The 26,684-nt window shown below is 53.3% G+C and carries 27 protein-coding genes and 1 tRNA gene; 9 read left to right on the top strand and 19 right to left on the bottom strand.

From position 1 onward, the window contains the following. The 5 genes from ACWB12_RS11190 to ACWB12_RS11170 form a co-directional block, all read right to left on the bottom strand. Positions 1–127, bottom strand: a 127-nt coding sequence (locus ACWB12_RS11190) for a GTP-binding protein (RefSeq protein ID WP_479530165.1), incomplete at its 3' end; no start/stop codon positions are given. Positions 128–166: 39 nt separating this feature from the next. Further along, the gene (fusA, locus tag ACWB12_RS11185) at positions 167–2,284 is read right to left on the bottom strand and encodes an elongation factor G (protein WP_479530164.1); all 2,118 of its coding nucleotides are present in this window, start codon (positions 2,282–2,284) and stop codon (positions 167–169) included. Between the two features lie 24 nt (positions 2,285–2,308). Next, on the bottom strand, positions 2,309–2,779 hold the full coding sequence (rpsG, locus tag ACWB12_RS11180; RefSeq protein ID WP_479530163.1) for a 30S ribosomal protein S7: 471 nt from the start codon (positions 2,777–2,779) through the stop codon (positions 2,309–2,311). 12 nt (positions 2,780–2,791) lie between these two features. After that, entirely contained in the window at positions 2,792–3,163 is a 372-nt protein-coding gene (gene rpsL / locus ACWB12_RS11175; RefSeq protein ID WP_479530162.1) for a 30S ribosomal protein S12, read from the bottom strand. 312 nt (positions 3,164–3,475) lie between these two features. After that, positions 3,476–4,075, bottom strand: a complete 600-nt coding sequence (locus ACWB12_RS11170) for a TetR/AcrR family transcriptional regulator (protein WP_479530161.1) — start codon at positions 4,073–4,075, stop codon at positions 3,476–3,478. Between the two features lie 89 nt (positions 4,076–4,164). Between ACWB12_RS11170 and ACWB12_RS11165 the strand changes: the two genes are divergently transcribed. The 3 genes from ACWB12_RS11165 (at position 4,165) to ACWB12_RS11155 (ending at position 6,571) form a co-directional block, all read left to right on the top strand. Then, the gene (locus ACWB12_RS11165; protein WP_479530160.1) at positions 4,165–4,923 is read left to right on the top strand and encodes a YdhR family protein; all 759 of its coding nucleotides are present in this window, start codon (positions 4,165–4,167) and stop codon (positions 4,921–4,923) included. 62 nt (positions 4,924–4,985) lie between these two features. Continuing rightward, positions 4,986–5,423 (top strand): lactoylglutathione lyase, encoded by a 438-nt coding sequence (gene gloA, locus ACWB12_RS11160; RefSeq protein WP_479530159.1) that lies wholly within the window; start codon positions 4,986–4,988, stop codon positions 5,421–5,423. A 146-nt stretch (positions 5,424–5,569) separates the two neighbouring features. After that, positions 5,570–6,571: a glycosyltransferase family 2 protein gene (locus ACWB12_RS11155; RefSeq protein ID WP_479530158.1), complete on the top strand. Its 1,002-nt coding sequence runs from the start codon at positions 5,570–5,572 to the stop codon at positions 6,569–6,571. On the opposite strand, the gene ACWB12_RS11150 is transcribed toward ACWB12_RS11155, so the two are convergent. The 10 genes from ACWB12_RS11150 to ACWB12_RS11105 form a co-directional block, all read right to left on the bottom strand. Continuing rightward, entirely contained in the window at positions 6,557–7,438 is an 882-nt protein-coding gene (locus tag ACWB12_RS11150) for a DMT family transporter (RefSeq protein WP_479530157.1), read from the bottom strand. The genes ACWB12_RS11155 and ACWB12_RS11150 overlap by 15 nt on opposite strands. 155 nt (positions 7,439–7,593) lie before the next feature. Beyond that, entirely contained in the window at positions 7,594–11,838 is a 4,245-nt protein-coding gene (gene rpoC, locus ACWB12_RS11145) for a DNA-directed RNA polymerase subunit beta' (protein WP_479530156.1), read from the bottom strand. A gap of 53 nt (positions 11,839–11,891) precedes the next feature. Continuing rightward, entirely contained in the window at positions 11,892–16,028 is a 4,137-nt protein-coding gene (gene rpoB / locus ACWB12_RS11140; RefSeq protein WP_479530155.1) for a DNA-directed RNA polymerase subunit beta, read from the bottom strand. Between the two features lie 251 nt (positions 16,029–16,279). Then, a complete protein-coding gene (gene rplL / locus ACWB12_RS11135; RefSeq protein WP_479530154.1) occupies positions 16,280–16,657 on the bottom strand; it encodes a 50S ribosomal protein L7/L12 in 378 nt (125 codons plus the stop codon). A 71-nt stretch (positions 16,658–16,728) separates the two neighbouring features. Further along, the gene (gene rplJ / locus ACWB12_RS11130) at positions 16,729–17,241 is read right to left on the bottom strand and encodes a 50S ribosomal protein L10 (protein ID WP_479530153.1); all 513 of its coding nucleotides are present in this window, start codon (positions 17,239–17,241) and stop codon (positions 16,729–16,731) included. Between the two features lie 248 nt (positions 17,242–17,489). Further along, positions 17,490–18,188, bottom strand: coding sequence for a 50S ribosomal protein L1 (gene rplA / locus ACWB12_RS11125; RefSeq protein WP_479530152.1), 699 nt, complete (start codon positions 18,186–18,188; stop codon positions 17,490–17,492). 2 nt (positions 18,189–18,190) lie between these two features. Continuing rightward, complete coding sequence (gene rplK / locus ACWB12_RS11120) at positions 18,191–18,616, bottom strand: 50S ribosomal protein L11 (RefSeq protein ID WP_479530151.1); 426 nt, start codon at positions 18,614–18,616, stop codon at positions 18,191–18,193. Between the two features lie 134 nt (positions 18,617–18,750). After that, positions 18,751–19,284 (bottom strand): transcription termination/antitermination protein NusG, encoded by a 534-nt coding sequence (gene nusG, locus ACWB12_RS11115; RefSeq protein ID WP_479530150.1) that lies wholly within the window; start codon positions 19,282–19,284, stop codon positions 18,751–18,753. 185 nt (positions 19,285–19,469) lie between these two features. Continuing rightward, on the bottom strand, positions 19,470–19,667 hold the full coding sequence (gene secE, locus ACWB12_RS11110; protein ID WP_479530149.1) for a preprotein translocase subunit SecE: 198 nt from the start codon (positions 19,665–19,667) through the stop codon (positions 19,470–19,472). Between the two features lie 113 nt (positions 19,668–19,780). Then, on the bottom strand, positions 19,781–20,803 hold the full coding sequence (locus ACWB12_RS11105; RefSeq protein WP_479530148.1) for a type IIL restriction-modification enzyme MmeI: 1,023 nt from the start codon (positions 20,801–20,803) through the stop codon (positions 19,781–19,783). A gap of 146 nt (positions 20,804–20,949) precedes the next feature. Between ACWB12_RS11105 and ACWB12_RS11100 the strand changes: the two genes are divergently transcribed. Together ACWB12_RS11100 and ACWB12_RS11095 are read left to right on the top strand one after the other, a co-directional pair. Beyond that, positions 20,950–21,486, top strand: coding sequence for a peptide-methionine (R)-S-oxide reductase (locus tag ACWB12_RS11100; RefSeq protein WP_479530147.1), 537 nt, complete (start codon positions 20,950–20,952; stop codon positions 21,484–21,486). A 482-nt stretch (positions 21,487–21,968) separates the two neighbouring features. Continuing rightward, positions 21,969–22,226: a hypothetical protein gene (locus ACWB12_RS11095; RefSeq protein WP_479530146.1), complete on the top strand. Its 258-nt coding sequence runs from the start codon at positions 21,969–21,971 to the stop codon at positions 22,224–22,226. An 81-nt stretch (positions 22,227–22,307) separates the two neighbouring features. Here ACWB12_RS11095 and ACWB12_RS11090 read toward each other — a convergent pair. Continuing rightward, a tRNA-Trp gene (locus ACWB12_RS11090) sits at positions 22,308–22,383 on the bottom strand. Positions 22,384–22,652: 269 nt separating this feature from the next. Between ACWB12_RS11090 and ACWB12_RS11085 the strand changes: the two genes are divergently transcribed. Next, the gene (locus tag ACWB12_RS11085) at positions 22,653–22,910 is read left to right on the top strand and encodes a hypothetical protein (RefSeq protein ID WP_479530145.1); all 258 of its coding nucleotides are present in this window, start codon (positions 22,653–22,655) and stop codon (positions 22,908–22,910) included. Between the two features lie 51 nt (positions 22,911–22,961). On the opposite strand, the gene ACWB12_RS11080 is transcribed toward ACWB12_RS11085, so the two are convergent. Further along, complete coding sequence (locus ACWB12_RS11080; protein WP_479530144.1) at positions 22,962–24,269, bottom strand: VWA domain-containing protein; 1,308 nt, start codon at positions 24,267–24,269, stop codon at positions 22,962–22,964. A 112-nt stretch (positions 24,270–24,381) separates the two neighbouring features. Here ACWB12_RS11080 and ACWB12_RS11075 point away from each other — a divergent pair, with 112 nt between their 5' ends. Together ACWB12_RS11075 and ACWB12_RS11070 are read left to right on the top strand one after the other, a co-directional pair. Next, entirely contained in the window at positions 24,382–25,137 is a 756-nt protein-coding gene (locus ACWB12_RS11075) for a DUF6502 family protein (protein ID WP_479530143.1), read from the top strand. Then, positions 25,134–25,340 (top strand): hypothetical protein, encoded by a 207-nt coding sequence (locus ACWB12_RS11070; RefSeq protein ID WP_479530142.1) that lies wholly within the window; start codon positions 25,134–25,136, stop codon positions 25,338–25,340. The genes ACWB12_RS11075 and ACWB12_RS11070 overlap by 4 nt, the downstream gene beginning before the upstream one ends. A gap of 2 nt (positions 25,341–25,342) precedes the next feature. Here ACWB12_RS11070 and ACWB12_RS11065 read toward each other — a convergent pair whose 3' ends face one another. Beyond that, positions 25,343–25,996, bottom strand: coding sequence for a CatB-related O-acetyltransferase (locus ACWB12_RS11065; protein ID WP_479530141.1), 654 nt, complete (start codon positions 25,994–25,996; stop codon positions 25,343–25,345). Between the two features lie 249 nt (positions 25,997–26,245). On the opposite strand from ACWB12_RS11065, the gene ACWB12_RS11060 reads away from it, so the two are divergent. Continuing rightward, complete coding sequence (locus ACWB12_RS11060) at positions 26,246–26,488, top strand: hypothetical protein (RefSeq protein WP_479530140.1); 243 nt, start codon at positions 26,246–26,248, stop codon at positions 26,486–26,488. A gap of 75 nt (positions 26,489–26,563) precedes the next feature. Here the strand turns inward: ACWB12_RS11060 and ACWB12_RS11055 are convergent. Further along, the coding region (locus tag ACWB12_RS11055; protein ID WP_457645122.1) for an EF-Tu C-terminal domain-related protein at positions 26,564–26,684 on the bottom strand (121 nt) is incomplete at its 5' end.

The raw sequence follows: 26,684 nt of genomic DNA, 5'->3' as shown, positions 1-26,684 counted from the left end.
CATAGCCTTTGAAATCGCCAAAATATTTGGTGATCGCAGCCGTCAGTGTCGTCTTACCGTGGTCAACGTGGCCGATTGTGCCGATGTTAACGTGCGGCTTATTACGTTCAAACTTTTCCTTAGCCATGGTGGCCTCCTTACTGAATTATGCTAAACGCCACCGCGCTTAAGCGAATTTTGCCTGAATTTCGTCCGAGATCGTCTGCGGAACGGGGTCATAATGATCGAACTGCATCGAGAAGTTCGCACGGCCCGAAGACATGGACCGCAAGTTGTTGATGTAACCAAACATGTTGGCCAGCGGCACGAATGCTTCAATCGCAATCGCGTTGCCACGGCTGTCTTGGCCCTGAACCTGACCACGACGTGAGGTCAGATCGCCAATGATGTTACCGGTGTATTCGTCCGGCGTGATCACTTCGACTTTCATAATTGGCTCAAGCAGTTTCGCACCAGCTTTGCGCAAACCTTCGCGCATACCGGCACGTGCCGCGATTTCAAAGGCCAGAACCGAGGAGTCAACATCATGGTAAGCGCCGTCGAGCAGCTGCACCTTGAAGTCGATCACAGGGAAGCCAGCCAGCGGGCCAGAGTCCATCACCGATTTGATGCCTTTTTCAACACCCGGGATGTATTCTTTTGGCACGTTGCCGCCAACCACTTTGGATTCAAACGAATAGCCTTCGCCCGGTTCAGTCGGAAGGATAACCATTTTAATGCGGGCGAACTGACCAGAACCACCAGATTGTTTCTTGTGGGTGTAGTCAATTTCAGCCTCGTGGCCGATGGTTTCACGGTAAGCAACCTGAGGCGCACCAATGTTGGCCTCAACCTTGAATTCACGCTTCAGACGATCCACCAGAATATCAAGGTGAAGCTCGCCCATGCCCTTCATGATGGTTTGCCCCGATTCAAAATCGGTTTCGACGCGGAAGGATGGATCCTCGGCAGCCAAACGGGCCAGACCCGTCGACATTTTCTCTTGATCGGCCTTGGTTTTTGGCTCAACGGCAATCTCGATCACAGGATCGGGGAATGTCATTGTTTCCAGAATAACCGGCTCGTTCACGGAACAAAGCGTATCACCAGTGGTGGTTTGCTTTAGCCCTGCCAGCGCGATGATATCGCCAGCGAATGCCTCTTCGATTTCCTCGCGGTTGATCGAGTGCATCATCATCATCCGGCCAACGCGTTCTTTTTTGCCTTTGGTCGAGTTGATGATGTTGTCGCCCTTGTTCAGTACACCAGAATAGATCCGTGTGAATGTCAGCGAGCCAACAAACGGGTCATTCATGATTTTGAACGCCAGCGCCGAAAACGGCATACCATCATCCGCACGGCGGGCAATGTCACGTGTTTCGGTTTCGTCACCGGGTTTGAAGCCCATGTAATCAACAACGTCCAGCGGGCTGGGCAAGAAGTCGATCACTGCGTTCAGCAGCGGTTGAACACCTTTGTTTTTGAAGGCCGAACCAGCCAGAATGGGAACGAATTTCATCTCAATAGTGCCCGCACGGATCAGTTTGCGCAGGGTTGCGACATCTGGCTCGTTGCCTTCCAGATAGGCCTCCATTGCGTCGTCATCCATATCGACAGCAAGTTCGATCATGGTGGCACGGCGATCATTGGCTTCATCTTGCAGTTCTGGGCGAATATCGCGCAGTTCCCAAGAGGCACCAAGGTCTTCACCAACCCAGACCCATTCCTGCATGGTGATCAGATCAACAATGCCTTCCAGTTCGGTTTCAGCCCCGATCGGGAACTGAACAGGGCAGGGAACAGCGCCTGTGCGATCTGCGATCATCTCAACACAGTTTTGAAAGTTCGCGCCGATTTTGTCCATTTTGTTCACGAAAACAATCCGCGGGACCTTGTAGCGATCAGCCTGACGCCAAACAGTTTCTGTTTGTGGCTCAACACCCGCGTTGGCGTCCAGCAGCGCAATCGCGCCATCCAGAACCGCCAGCGAACGCTCAACTTCAATGGTGAAGTCAACGTGACCCGGGGTGTCGATGATGTTCATACGATGCTTTTCAGTATCGTCCTTTACGCCATCAGATGTGTGGGCCCAGAATGTAGTGGTCGCCGCAGATGTAATGGTGATTCCGCGTTCCTGCTCCTGTTCCATCCAGTCCATGGTTGCCGCGCCATCATGCACTTCGCCAATGTTGTGGGATTTACCAGTGTAATACAGGATGCGCTCGGTACAGGTGGTTTTACCTGCATCGATATGCGCCATGATGCCGAAGTTACGGTATCTATCTAGTGGATATTCGCGTGCCATTTTCTCGGGCCTAACCTTAAAGTGTTACCAGCGGTAATGGCTGAAAGCTTTGTTTGCTTCGGCCATTTTGTGGACGTCTTCGCGTTTCTTAACGGCTGTGCCGCGGCTGCTTACTGCATCCATCAGCTCACCGGCAAGGCGCTCTTCCATTGTGTTCTCGTTGCGCTTGCGGGCAGCGGTGATCAACCAGCGGATGGCCAATGCTTCGCGGCGCTCGGGGCGCACTTCGACAGGAACCTGATAGGTTGCACCACCAACCCTGCGCGAGCGAACCTCGACAGATGGTTTGATATTGTCGATGGCCTCATGGAAGACCTCGACAGGGGCGCGCTTCAGTTTTTCTTCAACGCGATCAAACGCGTTATAGACGATGCTTTCAGCGATTGATTTTTTACCATCAATCATCAGGTTGTTCATAAATTTCGTAAGAATGCGGTCACCAAATTTGGCGTCCGGCAATACTTCACGTTTCTCTGCGGCGTGGCGGCGTGACATCTCGCGCTCTCCTTACTTCGGCTTCTTGGCGCCGTATTTCGAACGACGTTGTTTACGGTCCTTAACGCCTTGGGTATCCAAAACACCACGCAGGATGTGGTAACGGACACCGGGCAAATCCTTTACACGACCGCCACGGATCAGAACCACAGAGTGCTCCTGAAGGTTGTGACTTTCGCCTGGAATATAGCTGATCACCTCGAAACCGTTGGTCAGGCGAACCTTCGCAACTTTCCGCATAGCGGAGTTCGGTTTCTTTGGTGTTGTTGTATAAACACGCGTGCAGACGCCGCGTTTTTGCGTGCATCCCTCCAGATGGAGTGACTTCGAGCGTTTAACTTTTGGCCGCCGCGGCTTGCGGATAAGCTGTTGTATCGTTGGCATTCCGGTCTATCCCCGTGTTGCAACACATTAAAATTTCACGCGGATCAAACACCCGCACAGCGCAAAAACCACATCCGCTCCCAATTGCAGGAACGATATGGAGGGTATCCAGAGGATCGGAGCGCCAACCCGGATCGTGACCACTACTAGTTTTAAGTCGGGCAAACGGGAATACACCCTGCCCAAGTGGTCGCCGTATATGGGGAGTCGCAGCGCGTGTCAACAGAGTGTGTACGATACATTTCACTTCGCAGGCCTGAAGCATAATGGTACCACTTGGCGTTGCTATATCAGGATCATTTTATACGCGTTTCATTGCACATTCAAATCACGGGTCTTCCCAGCAATCCGAGCCACCGTTTTTTTCAGTGACACCGAGATATGTTCTGACAGATCAGACACACCCACTGCCCTTGTAATATTTAGTCCACCTATAAGTACTGCAAGCATTGCCCAAGCCCGGTCGAGACGATCCGTTTTTGAACCATTCGCAAGGCCATCTGCAAAGATATTGACTATCTCGCCCATCATTGACTCATAGATTTTACGCAACTCCATGCTGGCGCGCGCCATCTCGGGTGTCAGAGTGGTCATTGCACAGCCACACGCCAAATCGTCACGGTGAGGTTTGCCTAGATAGTAGTCTGCAAAATCGGACACCCACGACAGACCGGATTTACGCTGGAAAATTGGAACCTCTGCAATAACCTCATCCAATCCCGCGATCAGCGCCTCCTGAAAGGCAGCGTCTTTTGACCCGAAATGGGCGTAAAAGGCACCGGATGTCACGCCAGCGGCCTTGGCAATACCGTCAACTCCTATCCCAGAATAACCCTTACTCCGGAAACCCTGCCCTACCGCATCCAGAATACGGTTTCTGGTCTGCGCCTTTTTTGTAAGCGGTCGTGCCATTCGCTTCTCCAATATATAACGGTCGTTATATATCATCGAGTCCATAACCGCAATCCCGCAAGGATGAGCGCGACCATACGGAGAGTCAAATGGCCACCCCACCTACCCATCGGTTTAATCGGCGTGAATTGTTGCAAACAACCGCAGCAACATTAGCCACAACCAGCTTTGGCGCAACGCAATCATTCGCCACAACAAAACAAGAGGAAAGCACAATGAAGACCAAAGCCTTTGTATATACGGAAATGCAAAACTCCGTCCCTTTTAATGATGTCCCGTGGGCCGACCTGAACGAACTGATCGCCCAAGAACCCGGCTTCCTGAACAAGACATGGTTTTCTGGGGTTGGCAGTCAGGCTGTTGGCGGCATCTATTCTTTTGATAGCATCAAAAACGCACAGCACTATTGCACCCATTTCTTTCCCGCAGTTTCCAGAAAATTCGGCGTTGCCCAAACAACCCGCGTGTTTGATGCAACCATCGTAAAAGACGCCAGTCTTGATATGGGATCCCCACATTTTGGCGCAAAATCCACCAGTGAACCGGGCGCATTCGTTTATACAGAAGTTCAAGTAAACATCCCGTTTGACAAGGCCCCATGGCAGGACCGGAATCCTGTACTGAAAAAGCAAAAAGGCCTTATCTCAAAGATGTGGTTAAGCGGGCTACACACCAACACGTTGGACGGTGTCGATGCCTTTGACACAATCGAAAATGCGCTTGCCTTTGCTATTGACGATTTTCCGAAAACCGCCGCGAAAATGAACGCGGCTTACTACACGCGGGTTTTTGATGCCGACGCAACCGAGGCGGCAAGCCGTGGCCTGAATTCTCCCTACTACCTCTAACAAGAGTTATGGCGGGCTGTGGCAACAACAGTCCGCACACTCGATTGCCAAAGGCCGCTATTATGAACACAAACAACGACACACATGCACAAATCATTCCCGCGCGCATTCTTTACACAATGATCCGCGTTGCGGACCTAGAGCGCTCACTCGCATTTTACCGCGATGTTTTAGGAATGCATGAGCTGCGGCGCGAAACCTTTACCGAAGGACGATTTACGCTTGTGTTCATTGCCTATGAGGATGAGCATACAAATGCTGTGATCGAGCTTACCTATAATTGGGACGAAACCAGCTATCAACACGGCACGAGCTTCGGACATATCGCGCTTGAAGTCTCGGAGATTCATGGTGCATGCGAACGGTTTTCCCGAATGGGTGCTAAGATCGTAAGGGCGTCAGGGCCGATGACCTTGGCCGTTGATGAAACCGGGCATCGTGAAACGATTGCATTTATCGAAGACCCGGACGGGTATCGTATAGAGCTAATTCAGGCATAATCCCCACCTAATTGCACTCGAATAATGGGGCGCACGAAGTATCAACAGGCGCAAACAATCCTTGCTACATGATTACCCCATTATTATTGACCGCCGTCAAAACGCCATGATAAATAGGCGGAAACCGGACACAGGACAATCACAACATGCATGGCGGCCTCGTTCTGACAGCAATGCGCAACGAGGGGCCGTTTATTCTGGAATGGCTCGCTTGGCAAAAGATGCTGGGGTTCGAGAATGTTCTGGTGATGTTCAACGATTGCACCGACCATTCACCGCAAATGTTACGCCTGCTGGAACGGTCAGGTGAACTAAGCTGCAAACGCCATGAGCCCCGCGACGGTCATAGCCCACAGCCCGAAGCTTACCGCATCGCCCGCCGAAGCCCTATGATAAAGCAGGCCAAATGGCTGTTCACCTGCGATGTGGACGAGTTTCTGGTGATCCACGTCGGTGATGGCACCATTGACGCGTTGCTGAACGATGGCGATGTGCCCTTTGCTGCAATGGCGATCAACTGGCGGCTGTTTGGTGGATCAGACCAACAGACATGGCAGGATACGTTGGTGCATCGGCGGTTCACCTTGTCCAGCAAGGTGGGTTATTTTCGCAACGCGGTGATAAAAAGCGTCGTGCGTGACCCGCGGCTATACAAGCGGCTGAATTCGCATTGCGCCAGCGGCTGGAGCGGCGCTGGCACATGGGGGAAGGATGGCAATTACTATGCCCTGTCCGATGGCACGCGCTTTGATACCTTCCACCCGAACAAAAGCCCGCAGAACGCCTGCCCGTCTGGCCGGATGCTGCACCACATTGCCGAGGTGAACCATTACGCGGTGCGCACGCGCGAGGAATTCAACTACAAAAAGGGGCGGCTTGCGGCCTCGAACCTTGCGGACCGCTATACCGAAACCTTTCGCAAAACGCTGGACCGCAACGATCAGGAAAACCTGTCGGCCATATCCTATGGGGACAGGTTTGATCATGAATACGGCCGCCTGTGCCAGATCCCTGGCGTGATGCGGCTGCATCATCTGTGCTGCGCCGATTATGTTGTGAGCATGTGCGAAAAGCGTGGTGATGATCCAGCGCTGGATCACCGCTACCGGCACCACATGGATATGGCCAAGTCGCTACCGCGCCACTAAAGCCAGCTTGCGTTCCCGATAGAATGTAAACGCGCCCATAGAAACAACAATGGCGATGCCCAGCATGGTCAGGTTGTCCGGCCAATCGCCAAACACCACAAAGCCAAGCAGCAACGCCCATAACAGGCTGGTATAGCGGAACGGGGCGATAAAGCTGATTTCCCCAACCCGCATGGTCATCACACTGAACAGATAGCCGCCTATGATAAACAGCGTGGCCCCCGCCAGCAGGCCTGCGGACTTTCCGCTGATCGCGACCCATTCACTGCCGACTGATCCGATGGCCGCAAAGCAGACAATCCCCATGGCCCCGATCAGCGCAATGGTGACTGATGACACACCAGGCGACAGGCGCCGCGCACAGAGGTCGCGCACGGTGACAAAGCCGACTGCAATCAGCGCATACAGCGCGTAGGTATTCAGGCCCGTCAGCCCGTCGCGCACAATGATCATCACGCCGATAAACCCGACCATGATCGCCAGCAGACGACGCCAACCCAGTTTATCCCCGAACAACATCGCACTGGATAGGGTCACGGTCAGCGGCAACACTTGCAGGATGGCCGTGACATTGGCGATCGGCATGTGAAACAACGCGTTGATAAAGAAATAGGTCGCGCCGATTTCCGACAGGCTGCGGACCAGCACCAGCCCCCAATCGCGGCGTGGCATCCTGAAATCCAGCCCCCCCAGCCAGCGCGACATCAGCACCATCATCACAACGGTTGCGACCCCGCGCAGCAGGATGGCCTGAAACAACGGCACATCGCCCAGCAACACCTTCATACAAGCGTCATTGAACACAAAGGCCGCCATGCTGCCCATCATCAGCAGCGCACCGCGCATATTGTCCGAGAGCGCTCCCATCACCGTAGTCTTTCTATGTCAGAATATCCGTTGGCAGCCAAAATCTTTGACCAACGATTTGCATCGTAGGAATGAAAATTGCTCATGTCTATCCACAAAACAAAGAGACCCCCGCGTTTTCACACGGAGGCCTTTTTACTTTTATCGAACGATGCTTATTCGTCGCGGCTCTCGGGTGTGTCCACCAGACCTGTGTCAAACACATCACCACCGACAATGTCATCCACAGGCGCGGCCAAACGTGCGGCCTCTTCTGCTTCTTTGCGGCGGGCCTCAATGACCACGTTATCGCGGTCCTGAGCGATTTTGCGTGACATCATCGTCGCACCACCAGTGCCGGCTGGGATAAGGCGCCCAACGATCACGTTCTCTTTCAGACCAACCAGTTTATCACGTTTGCCCTGAACCGATGCTTCGGTCAAAACCCGCGTGGTTTCTTGGAACGATGCCGCCGAGATGAAGCTGCGCGTTTGCAACGATGCCTTGGTGATCCCAAGCAGGATTGGCTCGCCTTTGGCCTCACGGACGCCTTTGGCTTTCGCCTTCTCGTTCGCCAGATCAAATTCGGCTTTGTCCACATGCTCGCCTTTTAGCAGCGTGGTTTCGCCACTGTCGGAGATTTCCCATTTCTGCAACATTTGGCGCACGATCACTTCGATATGCTTATCGTTGATCTTCACGCCTTGCAGGCGGTAAACGTCCTGAACCTCATCGACCATGTAGTTTGCCAATGCCTCGACGCCCATAACCGCAAGAATATCGTGCGGCGCCGGGTTACCGTCCATGATGTATTCACCCTTCTGGATGAAATCGCCCTCGGCCACAGGAATGTGTTTGCCTTTGGGCACCATGTATTCGACGGTTTCCATCGTGTCATCAGCTGGCTCGATCGAAATGCGGCGCTTGTTTTTATAGTCGCGGCCATAGCGCACGTAACCATCAATTTCAGCGATGATCGCGTGGTCTTTGGGGCGACGGGCTTCAAACAGTTCGGCCACACGCGGCAGACCACCGGTGATGTCCTTGGTTTTCGCACCTTCACGCGGGATACGCGCAATCACGTCACCGGCTTTGATCTCGTCACCATCCTCAACGGACAGAATGGCATCCACCGACATCGCATAGGTCATCGGGTGACCCGCTGCGTTCATCACTGGCTCGCCTTTTTTGTCCAGAATGATGATTTCGGGCTTCAGGTCATTGCCTTTGGGGGCCGTGCGCCAATCAACGATGATTTTCTGGGTCATGCCGGTCGCATCATCGGTTTCTTCCCGAACCGCAATACCAGCCACCAGATCAACATATTTCACTGTGCCGCCTTTTTCGGTGATGATCGGCAGGGTGTATGGATCCCATTCAAACATCTTGTCACCACGGTTGATTTTCTGACCGTCTTTGACGTGCACCTTGGAGCCATAAGACAGCTTGTGATGCGCACGTTCCTGACCATTGACATCAATAATCACCAACTGCATGCTGCGGCCCATAACGACCATATCGCCATTGGCATTTTTCAGCAGATTGGCATTTTTGAACCCGATGGTGCCCGCTTGGGACGCCTCAAGGAACGATTGCTGACCACCCTGCGCAATGCCGCCAATGTGGAAGGTCCGCATTGTCAGCTGTGTGCCCGGCTCGCCGATTGATTGCGCGGCGATAATACCGACAGCTTCGCCTTGGTTCACCAAGGTACCGCGGGCAAGGTCACGACCGTAACAGGCCGCACAAACGCCCTCTTCTGCCTCACACGTCAGTGGCGAGCGCATCCGCACTGTTGCCAGATCGGCTTTGTCGATCTTGTCAGCCATATGCTCGTCAATCAGCTCGTTCTTCTTGACCAGCACTTCGTCTGTGCCCGGCTTCACGATGTCCTCGGCAGCCACACGTCCCAGCAGACGTTCCGCCAGCGACGCAACAACTTCACCATCGTTCACCGCAGCTTCGGCTGTGATCGAATTTTCAGTGCCGCAATCTTCCATGCGGATAATGCAATCCTGTGCAACATCCACCAGACGACGTGTCAGGTAACCCGAGTTCGCAGTCTTAAGCGCCGTATCGGCCAGACCTTTACGTGCCCCGTGGGTCGAGTTGAAGTATTCAAGAACGGTCAGACCTTCCTTAAAGTTCGAGATAATCGGCGTTTCGATGATCTCGCCCGATGGTTTGGCCATCAGACCGCGCATACCGCCCAGCTGCTTCATCTGCGCGGGGGACCCACGCGCACCCGAGTGGGCCATCATGTAAACGCTGTTCGGCTCCATCTCGGCGCCCGCGTCATCAACGCGCACTGCCGACATTTCGCTCATCATCGCATCCGCAACTTCGTCGGAACATTTGGACCAGGCATCGACAACTTTGTTATATTTCTCGCCCTGTGTGATCAGGCCATCCATATATTGTTGCTCAAATTCTTTCACCTGACCGCGCACACCATCAACGATGGTCCATTTGCTATCTGGGATCAGCATGTCGTCTTTACCAAACGAAATGCCGGCCTTGAACGATTCACGGAAACCGACCGTCATGATCTGGTCACAGAAAATAACCGATTCTTTTTGGCCGCAATAGCGGTAAACCGTATCAATCACCTGTTGCACTTCGCTTTTGCGCAACAACTGGTTGACCAGATCAAATGGTGCCTTGGCGTTCAACGGCAGCAATGCCCCCAAACGCATCCGGCCCGGTGTGGTTTCAAAGCGCTTTAGCACTTCGTTGCCCTCGTTATCGATCTGCGGAATACGCGCGATGATTTTGGCGTGCAGATGCACAGCGCCCGCGTCCAGCGCGTGTTGCACTTCTTCGACGTCGGCAAACATCATGCCTTCGCCTTTCATGCCTTCGCGCATCATGGTGACGTAATACAGACCCAAAATCATATCCTGCGACGGAACGATAATCGGCGCGCCGTTTGATGGCGACAACACGTTATTGGTCGACATCATCAGCACGCGGGCTTCCAGCTGCGCCTCAAGGCTCAGTGGAACGTGAACCGCCATTTGGTCACCGTCAAAGTCAGCGTTAAACGCGGAACACACCAGCGGGTGCAATTGGATCGCTTTGCCTTCAACCAGCACAGGCTCAAACGCCTGAATGCCCAAACGGTGCAGGGTCGGCGCACGGTTCAGCATCACTGGGTGCTCACGAATGACTTCGTCCAGAATATCCCAAACCTCGGGGCGTTCTTTTTCAACCAGCTTCTTGGCTTGTTTCACGGTTGACGACATACCCTTGGCCTCAAGCCGCGAATAGATAAACGGTTTGAACAGCTCCAGCGCCATCTTTTTGGGCAGACCACATTGATGCAGTTTCAATTCGGGACCGGTCACAATCACCGAGCGGCCCGAGAAATCGACCCGTTTGCCCAGAAGGTTCTGACGGAAGCGACCCTGCTTACCTTTCAGCATGTCCGAAAGCGATTTCAGCGGCCGTTTGTTGGCCCCTGTAATCACCCGACCACGACGGCCATTGTCAAACAGCGCATCGACAGATTCCTGCAACATACGTTTTTCGTTACGCACAATGATGTCAGGCGCACGCAGTTCGATCAGACGTTTCAAACGGTTGTTCCGGTTGATCACCCGACGATATAGATCGTTTAGATCGGACGTCGCAAAGCGGCCACCATCCAGCGGCACCAGCGGGCGCAGTTCTGGCGGGATCACTGGCACAACGGTCATGATCATCCACTCAGGGCGGTTGCCCGATTCAATGAACGCCTCGACGATTTTCAAACGCTTGATGATCTTTTTCGGCTTCAACTCGCCGGTTGCCACAGCCAGATCGGCGCGCAGCGCTTCGGCTTCGCCTTCCAGATCAATCTGGCTCAGCATTTCGCGGATGGCTTCTGCACCGATACCGGCAGTGAACGCATCCATGCCATAGGCATCTTGCGCGTCCATGTGCTCTTCTTCTGACATCAACTGACCATAGATCAGGTCTGTCAGGCCGGGTTCGATCACCACGTAGTTCTCGAAATACAGGATGCGCTCCAGATCACGCAGCGTCATATCCAGCATCAGGCCAATACGCGATGGCAGTGATTTCAGGAACCAGATATGTGCAACGGGTGCGGCCAGTTCAATATGGCCCATGCGCTCGCGGCGCACTTTTTGCAGCGTGACCTCAACACCGCATTTCTCGCAGACAACGCCGCGATATTTCATCCGCTTGTATTTGCCGCACAGACATTCATAGTCTTTGATCGGGCCAAAGATACGCGCACAAAACAGGCCGTCACGTTCTGGTTTGAACGTGCGATAGTTGATGGTTTCGGGTTTCTTGATTTCACCGAAAGACCACGAAAGGATACGCTCGGGCGATGCCAGAGAGACCTTGATTTCATCAAACACCTTAGGGGGCGTCAGTGGGTTAAACGGGTTATTTGTCAGTTCCTGGTTCATTTTGATACCTCAAAAATTAGGTTGCGGATGGGTGGGGTGATGGGGCTTGCGCCCTAGTCTTCACCCTCCGCATCCAGGAGTTCCATGTTCAGGCCCAAACCGCGGACCTCTTTGACCAGCACGTTAAAGCTCTCCGGCACACCAGCCTCGAAATTATCCTCGCCTTTGACGATACTCTCGTAAACTTTGGTCCGGCCTGCAACGTCATCCGATTTCACTGTCAGCATCTCTTGCAGCGTGTACGCCGCGCCATATGCTTCCAGCGCCCAGACTTCCATTTCCCCGAAACGCTGACCACCAAACTGGGCTTTACCGCCCAGAGGTTGCTGCGTAACCAAGCTGTATGGACCAGTTGAACGGGCGTGGATTTTGTCGTCCACTAGGTGGTGCAGTTTCAGCAGATACTTCATGCCTACGGTCACAGGGCGCGAGAATTGCTCGCCTGTGCGGCCATCAAACAAGATCGACTGACCAGATGTGCTGAACCCTGCGCGGGTCAGCGCATCGTCAACGTCACCTTCTTTGGCACCGTCAAACACCGGTGTCGCAATCGGCACACCGCGCGTCACGTTGCTGGCGGCTGTCACCAGCAAATCATCATCCATGCCTTTGATGCCCTCATTATAGACATCTTCGCCATAGGCGACTTTCATCGCTTCACGCACAGGCGTCAGATCACCAGAGCGACGATAGCCCTGCAGCGCTTCGTCGATTTCCAGACCCAGACCGCGCGCGGCCCAACCCATATGGGTTTCCAGAATTTGCCCAACGTTCATACGCGACGGCACACCCAGCGGGTTCAGGCAGAAATCAACTGGCGTTCCATCAGCAAGGAACGGCATGTCTTCCATTGGAACAACGCGTGAAATCACACCTTTGTTCCCGTGGCGACCCGCCATCTTATCGCCCGGTTGCAGTTTGCGTTTCACCGCAATGAACACCTTGACCATTTTCATCACACCCGGAGGCAGATCATCGCCACGGCGAACCTTTTCAACCTTGTCTTCAAAACGGGCCTCGAGAACACGTTTCTGCGCCTCGTATTGCTCGTTCAGGGCTTCAACTTCGGCTGCGTCTTTCTCGTCACCCAGCGCCAGTTGCCACCATTGACCGCGCGACAGCATTTCCAGCAGTTCTTCGGTGATTTCCGATTTCGGCTTAACGCCTTTCGGACCTTTCACCGCAACCTTGCCAAGGATCATGCCACGCAAACGCCCGTAGGTGTTGCGGTCCAGAATGTGCAACTCGTCGTCACGGTCACGGGCAAGGCTTTCGACCTCTTCACGCTCGATTTGCAGGGCACGTTCGTCTTTTTCCACACCGTGGCGGTTAAAGACGCGCACCTCGACAACCGTGCCGAAATCACCCGGTTTGACCCGCAAGGAAGTATCACGCACATCCGAGGCTTTCTCACCAAAGATGGCACGCAGAAGCTTTTCTTCCGGTGTCATCGGGCTTTCGCCTTTCGGGGTGATTTTACCGACCAGAATATCACCTGGTTGCACTTCGGCGCCGATGTAAACAATACCGGCTTCATCCAGATTGCGCAGCGCTTCTTCGCCAACATTCGGAATATCACGGGTGATTTCCTCAGGGCCAAGTTTGGTGTCACGCGCCGCGACCTCGAATTCCTCGATGTGGATCGAAGTGAACACGTCGTCACGCACGATGCGCTCGGAAATCAGGATCGAATCTTCGTAGTTGTAGCCATTCCAAGGCATAAACGCGACGATGATGTTTTTACCCAGCGCCAGTTCACCCAGATCGGTGGAGGGCCCGTCGGCAATCACTTCGCCTTTGGTAACCTTGTCACCGACCTTGATCAGCGGACGCTGGTTGATGCAGGTGTTCTGATTGGAACGCTGGAATTTACGCAGACGGTAAATATCAACACCCGGATCACCGATTGTCAGATCTTCGGTCGCGCGGATCACGATGCGGTTGGCGTCGACTTGGTCGATCACCCCGCCGCGACGCGCCATGATAGCAGCGCCTGAATCGCGGGCCACGACTTCTTCGATACCAGTGCCAACCAATGGCGCTTCGGCCACCAGCAAAGGCACAGCCTGACGCATCATGTTTGATCCCATCAGGGCGCGGTTGGCGTCATCGTTTTCTAGGAACGGAATCAGCGATGCCGCAACCGAGACCAGCTGTTTCGGGCTAACGTCGATCAGATCGATGTTTTCACGCGGGCTGAGCAGGTAGTTGCCCGATTGACGACTGGACACCAAATCATTCTCGAACCGGCCCTTGTCATCAATATGCGCATTGGCCTGCGCCACAGTGTGGCGCATTTCCTCGGTGGCGGACATGTATTGAACATCATCCGTTACCTGACCATCGACAACCTTACGATAGGGCGTTTCGATAAAGCCGTATTTGTTCACACGCGCATATGTCGCCAGCGAGTTGATCAGACCAATGTTCGGACCCTCAGGCGTTTCAATCGGACACATGCGCCCGTAGTGGGTTGGATGCACATCGCGCACCTCGAAGCCAGCACGCTCGCGGGTCAGACCGCCAGGCCCAAGTGCGGACAGGCGGCGCTTGTGCGTCACCTCGGACAGCGGGTTGGTTTGGTCCATGAATTGCGACAATTGGCTAGAGCCAAAGAATTCACGCACCGCAGCCGCAGCCGGTTTGGCGTTGATCAAATCCTGTGGCATCACGGTGTCGATTTCGACCGATGACATACGCTCTTTGATTGCGCGCTCCATGCGCAGCAGGCCAACGCGATACTGGTTTTCCATCAACTCGCCAACGGAGCGCACACGACGGTTGCCAAGGTGGTCAATATCATCGACCTGGCCTTTGCCATCGCGCAGATCAACCAGCGCCTTGATGCAAGCCACGATATCTTCGCGGCGCAAGGTGCGTTGGGTGTCTTTGGCATCCAGTGCCAGACGCATGTTCATTTTTACACGGCCAACGGCGGACAGATCATAACGGTCGCTATCAAAGAACAGCGTGTCAAACAGCGCTGACGCGGATTCAACGGTGGGCGGCTCGCCCGGACGCATCACGCGGTAGATATCCATCAGGGCGGTATCGCGGCCCATGTTTTTATCCACGGCCATCGTGTTGCGCATGTATGGGCCGACGTTGATGTTGTCGATGTCCAGAATTGGCAGCTCGGTGATGCCCGCATCCAGCAGCTCTTTCAAGGTGCCGCCGATTACTTCGCCTGCTTTGTCCAGCTCTTCGGTCAGTTCGTCACCAGCCTCAACATAGATCGCGCCGGTTTCTTCGTTGATGATGTCTATGGCAACAAACTTGCCAAGGATCTGATCGATAGGCAGCAACAGGTCTTTGACCTTGCCCTCGTCGATCAGCTTCTTAACCGCGCGTGGCGTTACTTTCTTGCCGGCTTCGGCAATCACCTTGCCGGTTTTCGCATCCACCAGATCAAACACCGGACGGGTGCCGCGCACACGGTCAGGGAAAAACTTGGTGACCCAGCCTTTGTTCTTCTTCAGCTTGAAGCTCACGGTGTCGTAGTAGGCATCCATGATCTGTTCCTGGTCCAGCCCCAGCGCGTACAGCAGGGTGGTCACAGGCAGCTTACGGCGCCGGTCAATACGGGCAAAAACGATGTCTTTGGCGTCAAATTCAAAATCCAGCCACGAACCGCGATATGGGATAATGCGACAGGTAAACAGCAGTTTACCGGAACTGTGGGTTTTGCCTTTGTCGTGGTCAAAGAACACACCGGGTGAGCGGTGCATTTGGCTGACGATCACCCGCTCGGTGCCATTCACAACGAAGGTGCCGTTTGGTGTCATCAAAGGCATATCGCCCATGAACACGTCTTGTTCTTTGATGTCTTTAACCGATTTCGCGCCGGTATCCTCGTGGATATCAAACACGATCAGGCGCAAAGTTACCTTCAGCGGGGCCGAATAGGTCATGTCGCGTTGCATACACTCTTCGACATCGTATTTCGGTTTTTCCAGAACGTATTTCACGAATTCCAGAATGGCTGTTTCGTTGAAATCCTTGATCGGGAAAACCGATTGGAAAACGCCGTTGATACCTTCGCCATCCATTGGGGCCAGCTGATCGCCGGAATCAAGGAACAGTTTATACGAGGATTTCTGAACCTGAATCAGGTTCGGCATTTCCAGAACTTCACGGATTTTACCGTAATATTTACGCAGCCGCTTTTGGCCAAGATAAGATTGCGCCATCGGTATTGTCGCCTTTCACTTTGCTCGCGGGCACATTGGCTGTCGGGGCCACAGCTATGCGCCGCACACGCAACTGGATCATGGTCTATTCTCGCAAGCCTCCCATTGGCTTGCTCTCGAACCGTGAACCAAGTCTTAGAAAAGGCTTTTGCGGTTAAAGCCCTTACTAAGACAGGTTCGGCTGAACCCAAATTTCTTCGGATTCAGCCAGATTTTCAAACCAGCAGAGCGCCTTGGCACCCTGCCCCGAATTACTTCAGTTCGACTTCGGCGCCAGCTGCTTCCAGCTTGGCTTTGATCTCGTCTGCTTCGGCTTGGTCTACGCCTTCTTTGACAGCTTTGCCGCCAGCATCGACCAGGTCTTTTGCGTCTTTGAGGCCAAGACCAGTGATGGCGCGGACTTCTTTGATCACAGCAATTTTCGTTGCACCGGCAGACACTAGAATTACGTCGAATTCTGTTTGTGCATCGCCAGCGTCGCCACCAGCGTCACCACCACCAGCAACCATTACGGCGCCACCGGCAGCAGGCTCGATGCCATACTCGTCTTTCAGGATAGTTTTCAGTTCTTGAGCTTCGAGAAGGGTCAGACCCACAATCTCTTTAGCCATTTTACTCAGATCAGCCATTTTACTGTCTCTTTCGTTTTAGTTTGTGTTCCAACGTCATGGGGTATCCATACGCCGGCCTTTTCAATTGCTTAAGCAGCCTTGTCTTCAATCGTTGACAAGATACTGGCGATGTTGCTTGCAGGCGCGCCAATGGCACCGGCGATGTTGGAAGCAGGCGCACCAATACAACCAGCGATCGAGCTGATAAGCTCATCACGGGATGGCATTGCTGCGACGGCTTTAACACCGGCGACGTCAAGTGCGTTCTCACCCATTGCCCCGCCAAGGATCACGAAATTATCGTTTTCTTTGGCAAAACCGTGAGCAACCTTGGCCGCAGCCACAGGATCCTCGGAATAGGAAAGAACAGTCATACCCGTCAGAAGGTCACCAATGCTTGCGCAAGGCTTTCCATCAAGGGCGATTTTGGCGAGCTTGTTTTTGGCAACACGCACGGATCCACCTGCTTCGCGCATTTGCGCGCGCAGATCCTGCATATTCGCAACTGTAAGACCCGCGTAGTGGGACACCACTACAACGCCAGAGCTTTCAAAGATTTCGCCGAGTTCAGCGACTACGGCTTCTTTTTGTGCTCTATCCACAGTTTCACTCCAATTATGGAAGGGCTTCCCCTTCCGGCTCAGTTTGTGCCCCGTATCAGTGGGGCGTTTCGGGTCCAATTTCAGGGTCCCGAGGCCAAAATCACCCGAGGAAATCTCCTCGCATAAATCCGTCTCGCTTCCCATCTCAGGAAGGAATTAGCAGGTGTTACCCCAACCCTCCGTCTCGGACAGAACGTGGCCTTACGACCGCGCTAAATGATCCCCGTACATGCCGGGGATCAAATCTCTTAGTTGCCAGTGCCGCTGGCGATATCAACGGTCACGCTTGGGCCCATGGTCGAGCTCAACACGATTTTCTTCATGTATGAGCCTTTCAGGCCTGATGGCCGAACCTTGCTCACTGCGTCAATAAAGGCACGCACGTTTTCAACCAGCTTGGCCTCATCAAATGACGCTTTGCCAAGACCAGCGTGCAACACGCCCTCTTTCTCAACTTTGAACTGAACCTCGCCACCTTTGGCCGCCTCAACGGCTGCCTTCACATCCATAGTCACCGTGCCCACTTTGGGGTTTGGCATCAGGTTGCGGGGGCCAAGAACCTTACCCAGACGGCCAACGATTGGCATCATGTCAGGGGTGGCAATGCAGCGATCAAAGTCGATCTTGCCACTTTGCACAATTTCCATCAGGTCTTCGGCACCAACGATATCAGCACCAGCTTTGGTTGCTTCTTCGGCTTTGGCGTCACGGGCGAATACAGCCACGCGCATGGTTTTGCCTGTGCCGTTGGGCAGGGCCACAACGCCGCGGACCATTTGGTCAGCGTGGCGTGGATCAACACCCAGGTTCATGGCAATTTCGATGGTTTCATCAAACTTCGCGGTTGCATTCGATTTTACCAGCGCAACAGCTTCTTCAACTGTCAGGTCTGATTTACCGGCAAATGCGGCGCGAGCAGCTGCGGTACGTTTTCCTAGCTTGGCCATGATTACTTCACCTCGATGCCCATGGAGCGTGCGGACCCCATGATGATTTTTGCAGCCGCATCAATATCATTTGCGTTCAGGTCTTTCATCTTCGCCTCGGCGATCTCCTTGACCTGTGCCATTGTCACTGTGCCCACAACTTCACGACCAGGCAGGTTTGCACCTGATTTCAGTTTCGCAGCCTTGCGCAGGTAATAAGACGCCGGTGACGTCTTGATTTCCATGCTAAAGGATTTATCCTGATAGTATGTGATGATGGTCGGGCAAGGGGCACCCGGCTCAAGATCCTGCGTTTTCGCGTTAAACGATTTGCAGAATTCCATGATGTTAATGCCGCGCTGACCAAGCGCCGGACCCACGGGGGGGGACGGGTTCGCTTGACCTGCAGGCACTTGCAGCTTCATTGTGCCAGCCAGTTTTTTAGCCATTAGGCTTCTCCTACTTTCAACATTCCCACAAGCGCGCCTGCGGGGATTAGGGTTGCGTGGTCCGGCTCAACGGGCGCGCCCGCTTCACCTCCCACATCCGTCGTGTTTTTTAGCAAAACACGACGCTATTGCACTTAGGCTTCTTTGGTGACCTGAGTGAATTCCAGCTCGACCGGCGTAGCGCGGCCAAAAATTGATACGGTCACCTTCAGGCGACTGTTTTCCATGTCGACTTCTTCGACCATCCCGTCAAAGCCCTCGAACGGGCCGTCGGTGACAGCGACTTTTTCGCCGATGTCAAAGAAGATCAGGGTGCGCGGTGATTCTGCGCCCTCTTCTACACGGTTCAGCAATGCGTTTACTTCGGCGTCGCGCATCGGCATCGGGCGACCTTGCGGGCCTAAAAATCCGGTGACTCGGTTGATCGAGTTGATCAGGTGATAGCCCTGATCCGACATTTCCATCCGCACCAGAATATAACCTGGCATGAAACGGCGCTCGGCGGTAATTTTTTTACCGCGGCGAATTTCGATCACCTCTTCGGTGGGCACCAGAACTTCTTCGATTTCGTCCTGAAGACCAGCCTCATCGACAGCAACTTTTACCTGTTCGGCAATCTTTTTCTCGTAGTTCGAGAGAACGCTTACAGAATACCACCGCTTCGCCATGTTGCCTTCGCCCTTGTGCCTGCCGTGCATACGCACGGGAAAATTCAATTCTTTCAGACGGTTGCCCGCCTTCATCCAAAACAAAAAACAGCGCGCAACCCGAATCGCTGCACGCCTGTCTATGTGGTGACGCCCGATCTACATCCGAAACCCAATTGTTTCAAGTGCATAAGGGCATGATTATATCAATCAAACATTCCCAGCACTGCGGTCAAAGCCGAGCGGATTGACAGATCAACCAGCGAGAAAAAGATCGCAGTCAGCGCGGCCATGATGAAAACCATGATCGTGGTCAACAGCACCTCGCGGCGCGTGGGCCAAACGACCTTGGAAACCTCAGCACGAACCTGCTGGATAAACTGGATTGGATTAGTGCGTGCCATCTGGATGCCTTTAGGTTTGATAAAGGGTCAGATACGCCTTTAGCGCCGGGTTTTCAAGATATGAAAACCATATGAATCGCATATGAATTCCATATGACTAATTTCATATGCCCTTATCGGCGGCGGCGGCGCGGCTTTTTGGCCAAAAGCGGGGCTTGCATCGCCTCATACATGGCGAACAAATGTTCCACCCGTTCACGTTCGCTGTCAAACCCCGTGCGCCGATACATCCGGTCCACGGCGCGGTCATTGGCAATATGGGCACGGCGCAGATCGGCGGGCATCAGATCGGGATCATAAAGATCGGCCAAGGTCGCGTCGGGATGATTGGCGCGGGCATCGAGGATGGCTTGGGCCAAGGGGGCGAGTTTGGAGAGGTCGCCTTTTGGCAGCGGGAAGGTATTATAGACCAAGCCGATGGAATAGCGGTAATCTGATTTCAAGCGCCCCGCCACAGTGCGCATCCATGCCATGTGCATGGCAGAGGTGAGGATGGCGAAATCAGGAAGGGTGGTTTTTTCGGCAAAAATCACCGCATCGCTGGGAATGGTTGGTGGCAGTGACCACGCAAATGGAGTGTATTCACGCCGTTCAGAGCTAACACGCGGAACAATCACAAACGCACTTTCTGGAATTGCCTTACCCTCCAACAGCATCGGATAATCCGCCAGTTTCTGTGTTGCTGGCTTTTTGCTGGCAGCGCGAAATTCACGCACCCGATGAATCCTCTCGCGCAGATGTGGCATAGTTTTTAGGTCGGCAGGATTGGCGTCTTTCAAAAACAAAATCCAACGCTCTTTACCTTGCAAAAACTCCGCCGCACCGATGTAGGGGCGCAGGTATTTTTCCGCCATAGGTTCCAGCGCAAGGAAACCATCGCGTTCAGGGCCACGAAAAATCAGATGGCCGCCGTCAGTAGACTGTGCCCCACGCATCATCCTTGGCCTATCCGAAATTGGTTGGCTCATATCTCGCACCACCACATGCGGGTTTGCCATCCCACCTGCATCAAACAGATAGGGCGAAATCGCTTTGCAAGAGGTTTCCTCGGGTTCGCCTTTAATATCGGGATAGGTGAACAGGCGTTTGGTGGTGTGGGCGTGTTTGGGTTTTTCCAGGCCGATGCAGCCATGCAACCGAAAACGCCACCTAGGGGTTGAACACGCATTCAACACGCGCCGCTCCCGATTTAGTGAAAAATCCGTGTCGTTCCCTCACGAAGGCTTGGTTCGACCGTGACAAGCCTGCCGCCTAGATTGTACTCATAGAAAGGAAGGCCAAAATGCATAAAAAATTCTCAACCGGTCGCCGGTTTTTCCTAAAAGCAAGCGCCCTATCTGCTGTAACCCTCACCCCAGCGTTACGACCTGCAGCCGCTGCTACGAGTAATGGCAACAGCGGTTACACCTACGAAATCATTCGTACCGAGGACGAATGGCACACAAGACTAAACGACGAAGAGTTCCGGGTTTTACGTGAATTCAAAACCGAGAAACCTCACACCAGCCCCTACGCCGTCTCAACCGACAAGGGGACTTATGCCTGTCGCGGGTGTGATCTGGATATTTATGAATCATCATGGAAAGTTATTCTGGATAAAGGCTGGGTGTTTTTCAAGAATTCTATCACGGATTCGGTGCTCACCTCGATTGATGGCGGGCCAAGTGGTAGCAGCGTTGATAATCTAGGGCGGTTTTCAATGATTGAAGCCCACTGCCGTCGCTGCGGTAGCCACATGGGGCATATCCTGCTGGTTGATCGCGATGTGTTACATTGCATCAACGGAACCTCGCTTGTGTTTACGCCAGCATCTGCCTGACACAGCTTACCAACCATTCACACGAACAATTGCCCGGCCTTTGTGCCGGGCTTTTTTTATCGGTTGTTACTATGACCTGCCTAGTTGAAACAAATCTGTGGCGTTTACACGCATATCCTTGCGAAATCGGCTTTGAGATCACTCACCTGTGATGCACAAATTTATGGGGTTGTGAAACAAAGCGCTTAATCAATAAGCCGCTCCTGTTTCGGACACCGGCATCTGAAATACTATATGTAATCGTGATATTAATTACATTTTTTATTATTATTTATCAATTGATTGCGGGAGTAAATGATATTGGCATCACCCTGATCACTTCGCAATCACGCGAATAACGGGTCAATACAAATACCTGTGTGAAACCGTGTTCCATTTCGTGTTTTTACTTACTGCTCACCACTGCCCAAATTGATGTTACCGGCAAGAAACCCGGTGAATACGAAACCAACGATCATACGATCAACAAAAAGGATATGACTATGAAAAACACTATCGCAACAATCGCTACTGTCGCCACGTTGTCACTTGGCTTTGCCGGTTCTGCTTTTGCAATGGAAAATGAACTGAACATGCTGACGGGTTCTGTTTATAACTCGCTGCGCTCCATGGGGCTGCCGACCGAGAATATTGGCAATTTGACTCTTGCCCAGATCGCACAAATTCAGGCCTTTATCGACCAAGAAGAAGGCATGGGCAAAGTTCAGCAAATCAAAAAAATTCTGGCTGAAGCCGAGTAACAGTCAACTGACATCTAACAGCCCAGTGTCGCGCCCCAGTGGCGCGGCACTTTTTTGTGCAAGCATTTTGCGACAATGTCCTGGCAGGGGCTGAGGGACTCGAACCCACGACCCTCGGTTTTGGAGACCGATGCTCTACCAACTGAGCTAAACCCCTAGGACCGAGAGTGGGATTACGGCACATACCGACTGGAATCAAGGACCAATGGCAAAGAAACGCATATTGCACAAAAGACTATGGCATTCCCCCAATACTGTTACCGTCCCAAATTTCCGGTTCAGGTTGCTGTGATCTGGATATGGCCAACACTTTACATCTCTGTGACAATAACCGGACTGCGTTAATCCCCTTGTGAGTTGATTTGTCAGTGCCGCGTCGACATATAAGAGTTAATGGAAAACAACTATCGAGCCATAGGAGACAATATGAAAAACCTCGTCACAGCGGCTATAATCGCGCTGGTATCCAGCACTGGTGCGGCTTCTGCAGCGGCCTCGTTCGACACCCTTGAAATTCAGGGCTATGCATCAGGCGCCGATTTATCGACATTGTCTGACCGCCAGGTCCAAATGCTACTGTTGATCATTCATGGTAATGACAAAGAAGGCCGGAAATACCAACAGGTTCGCAGTTTTTTGTTACGAGCCGAGGGTGGCTCATTTCTGAACAAGCTGTTCAAATAAAAAGACCGCCCCGAAAGGCGGCCTGAGTTTTTTCCATTGGTCTGTCGACAATCAGTTGCGGCAAACACCTGCTTGATAGCTCCCGACATTGCGGATCACGGCGCTATCGGGTGCTTCTACTCTATGCCCGCTCAACTCACTCTGTAGCACGCGAACCATCAGATTACTTAGCTTGGTAACGCGGTAGCAGGAAATCGTCGGCTCGGCGTGCCCATTTCCAACCCCGCTGTCATCGGTCAGAAACAGATAGCGCCCGTTGGTTTGAACCGCGGCCTGACGCATCAGATATTCCGATTCAGCCGCCACCCCGCTGGCGCCCAGCCCAAAGATTTGCACATTATTCTTGGCGGCGCGACGGGCTGCTTCCAGATAGGTGCGGGCATCACGATCATGCGGCGGCGCGTCGGCAATGTGAAACATCAGCCGTTCGCCCTTGCCACGCCGCCAATTCAAGCCAGCGCCAGCCGCAAGGGCTGCTGCGGCTGCTTCTGGATAATCACCGCCCCCATTGGCATCCTGTTTACGCAACCACCCCACCATTTCAGACTGGCGCGAGGTAAAGCCATAGTTTTTCACCACATAGTCATCCCCGTCGTCGCGGTAAACAATCAGGCCATACCGGATATCCACCCCTGGTGCGCTGCGTTGTGCGGCCCGCACTATACCGCGCAATTCGCGGGTCAGCCAATCCAGCTCATCCGACATGCTGCCGGTGGTATCGACAACAAAGGCCAAATCAAGGAAATCAGGTTTCCTGTTCCCCGCAAAAGGGAGCACGATTTTCTTGCGCCCGCCTGTGCTGGAAATTTTCCGCACGACGACATCGCCCTGCCCTTGCGGGAATGCACGCAATTCAACCGCACCTAAACGCCCCGCGCCATGCACGGCAGGAAATACGGTTATGTTGCCATCTACGCCGGAATAACCGCTATAGAATGGCGATGAGGCGCCGGGTTTTCGCAATGTCACCCGCACACCCGGGGCCGGTTTCCCGTTCGGGCCTGTCAGCCGTGCTATAACGGGACTGGACAGGTTGGCTGCTGGTAGCTTTGTCGTGCGCCGCGCTTTGTTCAGGTATAGCTGAAACGCGGCCACGTTCAGGGTATCATCAATGTCGCCTGCGGTGATAACGCCGGTTCTGGGCGCGCTGCGTGATGCTGTGATGGGGGAGGTTGGCGGCGGGGCAACTATGATTTTTGACCTTGCCGCATCGCCCGCCATAACCGGCGAGGCCATAGCGGATTCCTCTGCTACAGGCGCTTCAACCATGGCCGCGTCTTCAAACCCAGCGGGGCTACAGGCTGCCAACAATCCTGCCGTGCAATACAGAAACGGTTTGATAACGTCCCTTAATTTCATCGGAAATCCTAATGGCTTTATTCTTTGTAACATCTGGTTACTCCATTAATGTGTAATTAACACATATACCTACCACCTTGCGGCGTCAATCACAATGTGTATATTGCACATTATGTTAAATCCACTTGACCCGCTTTTCTCTGCCTTTGCCCGCCTGACCGTGGCCCGTGGCATCCTGTTTCCCGATTTGATCGAGCGCCTAAAGCGCCACTATATCGAGGCCGCCAAATCAATGACCGACGGTAAAATTACCGACAGTCGCCTTTCGGTGCTGACCGGATTGCAACGGCGGGATATTGTCAGGCTTCGGGAATTCAGCGCTGAATCCGAAAAACCCAATCATCTGGCACGGTTGGTGGCGCTTTGGCAGACCGAAGCCGCTTACAATTCTTCTGGTCATCCAAAAGACCTGCCCAAAAACGGCTCTGAACCATCGTTCGAGGCATTGGCCCGCATCGTACGCAAGGATGTGCATCCACGCACGATGCTGGACATGCTGGTTGCGACAGGAACCGTGGCAATAACCGATGATCAATGCGTGCAGCTGGTTCAAACCTCGTATCAGCCGCTTTCGGGGTCCGAGGATCAACTTGCCTATCTTGCGCATAATTTTGGCGACCACTTAAGTGCGGCGACGGACAATGTGCTGGGCCAAACCCCGCCGCATTTTGAACGGGCCGTGCATTACACAGACCTGACCAGCGCCCAGATTGATGAGTTGAAGACCGATTTCAACGCTGGGCAAATGGCGCTGCTGGAACAGCTCAGCCAAAAGGCTGCGGCAATGAAGAAATTGCCATCTGATAACGCTCACGATAGGTTCAGGGCCGGGGGCTATTTCTATCACACGTCAAAAGGCAAATCATGATGCGTAATATTGTCAGAATAGGCATTACCGTAACCCTGTTGGGGCTGTCTGCCTGTAGCCAGAAGAATGAGAGCATGGGCGAGGTCGCCGCTGCCGCACCCGTCGTTGTTGAGGGCACCGCTGATCTAGAACGCAAAAGCGACTGCATAGCAACGGATATGGATGATGGCATTGGCGGCACAGGATGCCCCGTCATTGACTAACATCATGGCGATACTGATCGCAGATCACTCAGCTTTGCTGCACTGATCGCGAAAACGTTTTCTTCAATCGTTTCTATTGGCCAATCCCACCAACGAATTTCCAGTAGCGCCTGAACCACGTCATGTTCAAACCGCATACGCACCACCTGTGCCGGATTGCCCGCTACAATCGCATAGGGCGCCACATCACTGGTCACAACAGCACCGGCCCCGACGATAACCCCGTCCCCAATGGTCACCCCCGGCATGATCTTAGCCTCATGCCCGATCCAGACATCATTACCGATAACGGTATCGCCCCGCTCTGCGTTTTCTATGGCATAAGCCCCCATTGTTTCAGGCGTAAAGATTGCAAACGGATAGGTCGAAAACCCCCGCATCGGATGATTGGCCGAACTGGTGATGAACAAGACGCCATTGGCGATCTGCCCGAACTTCCCGATCAGCAACCGCTCGGGCGCGCCCTCGTACAGATATGGCGCTATGCGCGAGGCAAAATCATCAACCGGCTGAAAGCTGTTGAAATATGTGTAATCGCCTACCTCGATATTCGGGTGATCTATGACCTGGTTCAGATAAACAAGGTTCTGCAGGATTGTGCCATCGGGCAAGGTGACGGGGTGCTGCGCGTCCGCAGCCAAAAACGGGCGTTTCATGGGGATAGCCTTTCTGATTGAAATTACGGTCTGATCAGATTGCTAGTGATCCATGTCGCCCTCCACTGGTTGCACTCAGTATAATTCGGCCCGCAAAAAAGAAAAGCCGGTTTAACGCGCCCTTTTACAGAGCAGATCTCAAAACATTTACAACCCATTGTCATTAATCCGGCCTGATTTGTGATCATCGGACCCTACTGCACCGTGTATAATCAAAGTAAGCCTTTTGCGAATGAAGTGGAGCACCCCATGAAACAGAAGCTCGTTATTGCTGTGGTTTTTATGCTGCTGGTGAGCGGTTGCGACACAGCAAGATCGGCAGCGCCCCCCTTTAACATCGCTGAAATCCGCCGTTATGCACCGGGAACGGATGTGTCTGCATTAAGCAATGGCCAAATACATACCGCATTGGCGATTATCCATAACGGGGATGATAGCGAAGGCAAGAAAGCACTTTGGGTGCAGTCCTATCTTCGAAAACCGCGCCGATAGAACTCTGATAACCGTGTGCTACGCGTGAAAAAGGCCGCCATACGGCGGCCTGATCCATTCTTTTTGGTTTTCATTTTATTCGATAATTTTAGACACCACACCGGCACCCACAGTACGGCCGCCTTCGCGGATCGCAAAGCGCAGGCCGTCTTCCATGGCGATCGGCGCGATCAGCTCAACTTCGAACTTCAGATTG

Source organism: Profundibacter sp. (assembly GCF_056498605.1).
This window is presented reverse-complemented; position numbering and strand designations above follow the sequence as displayed.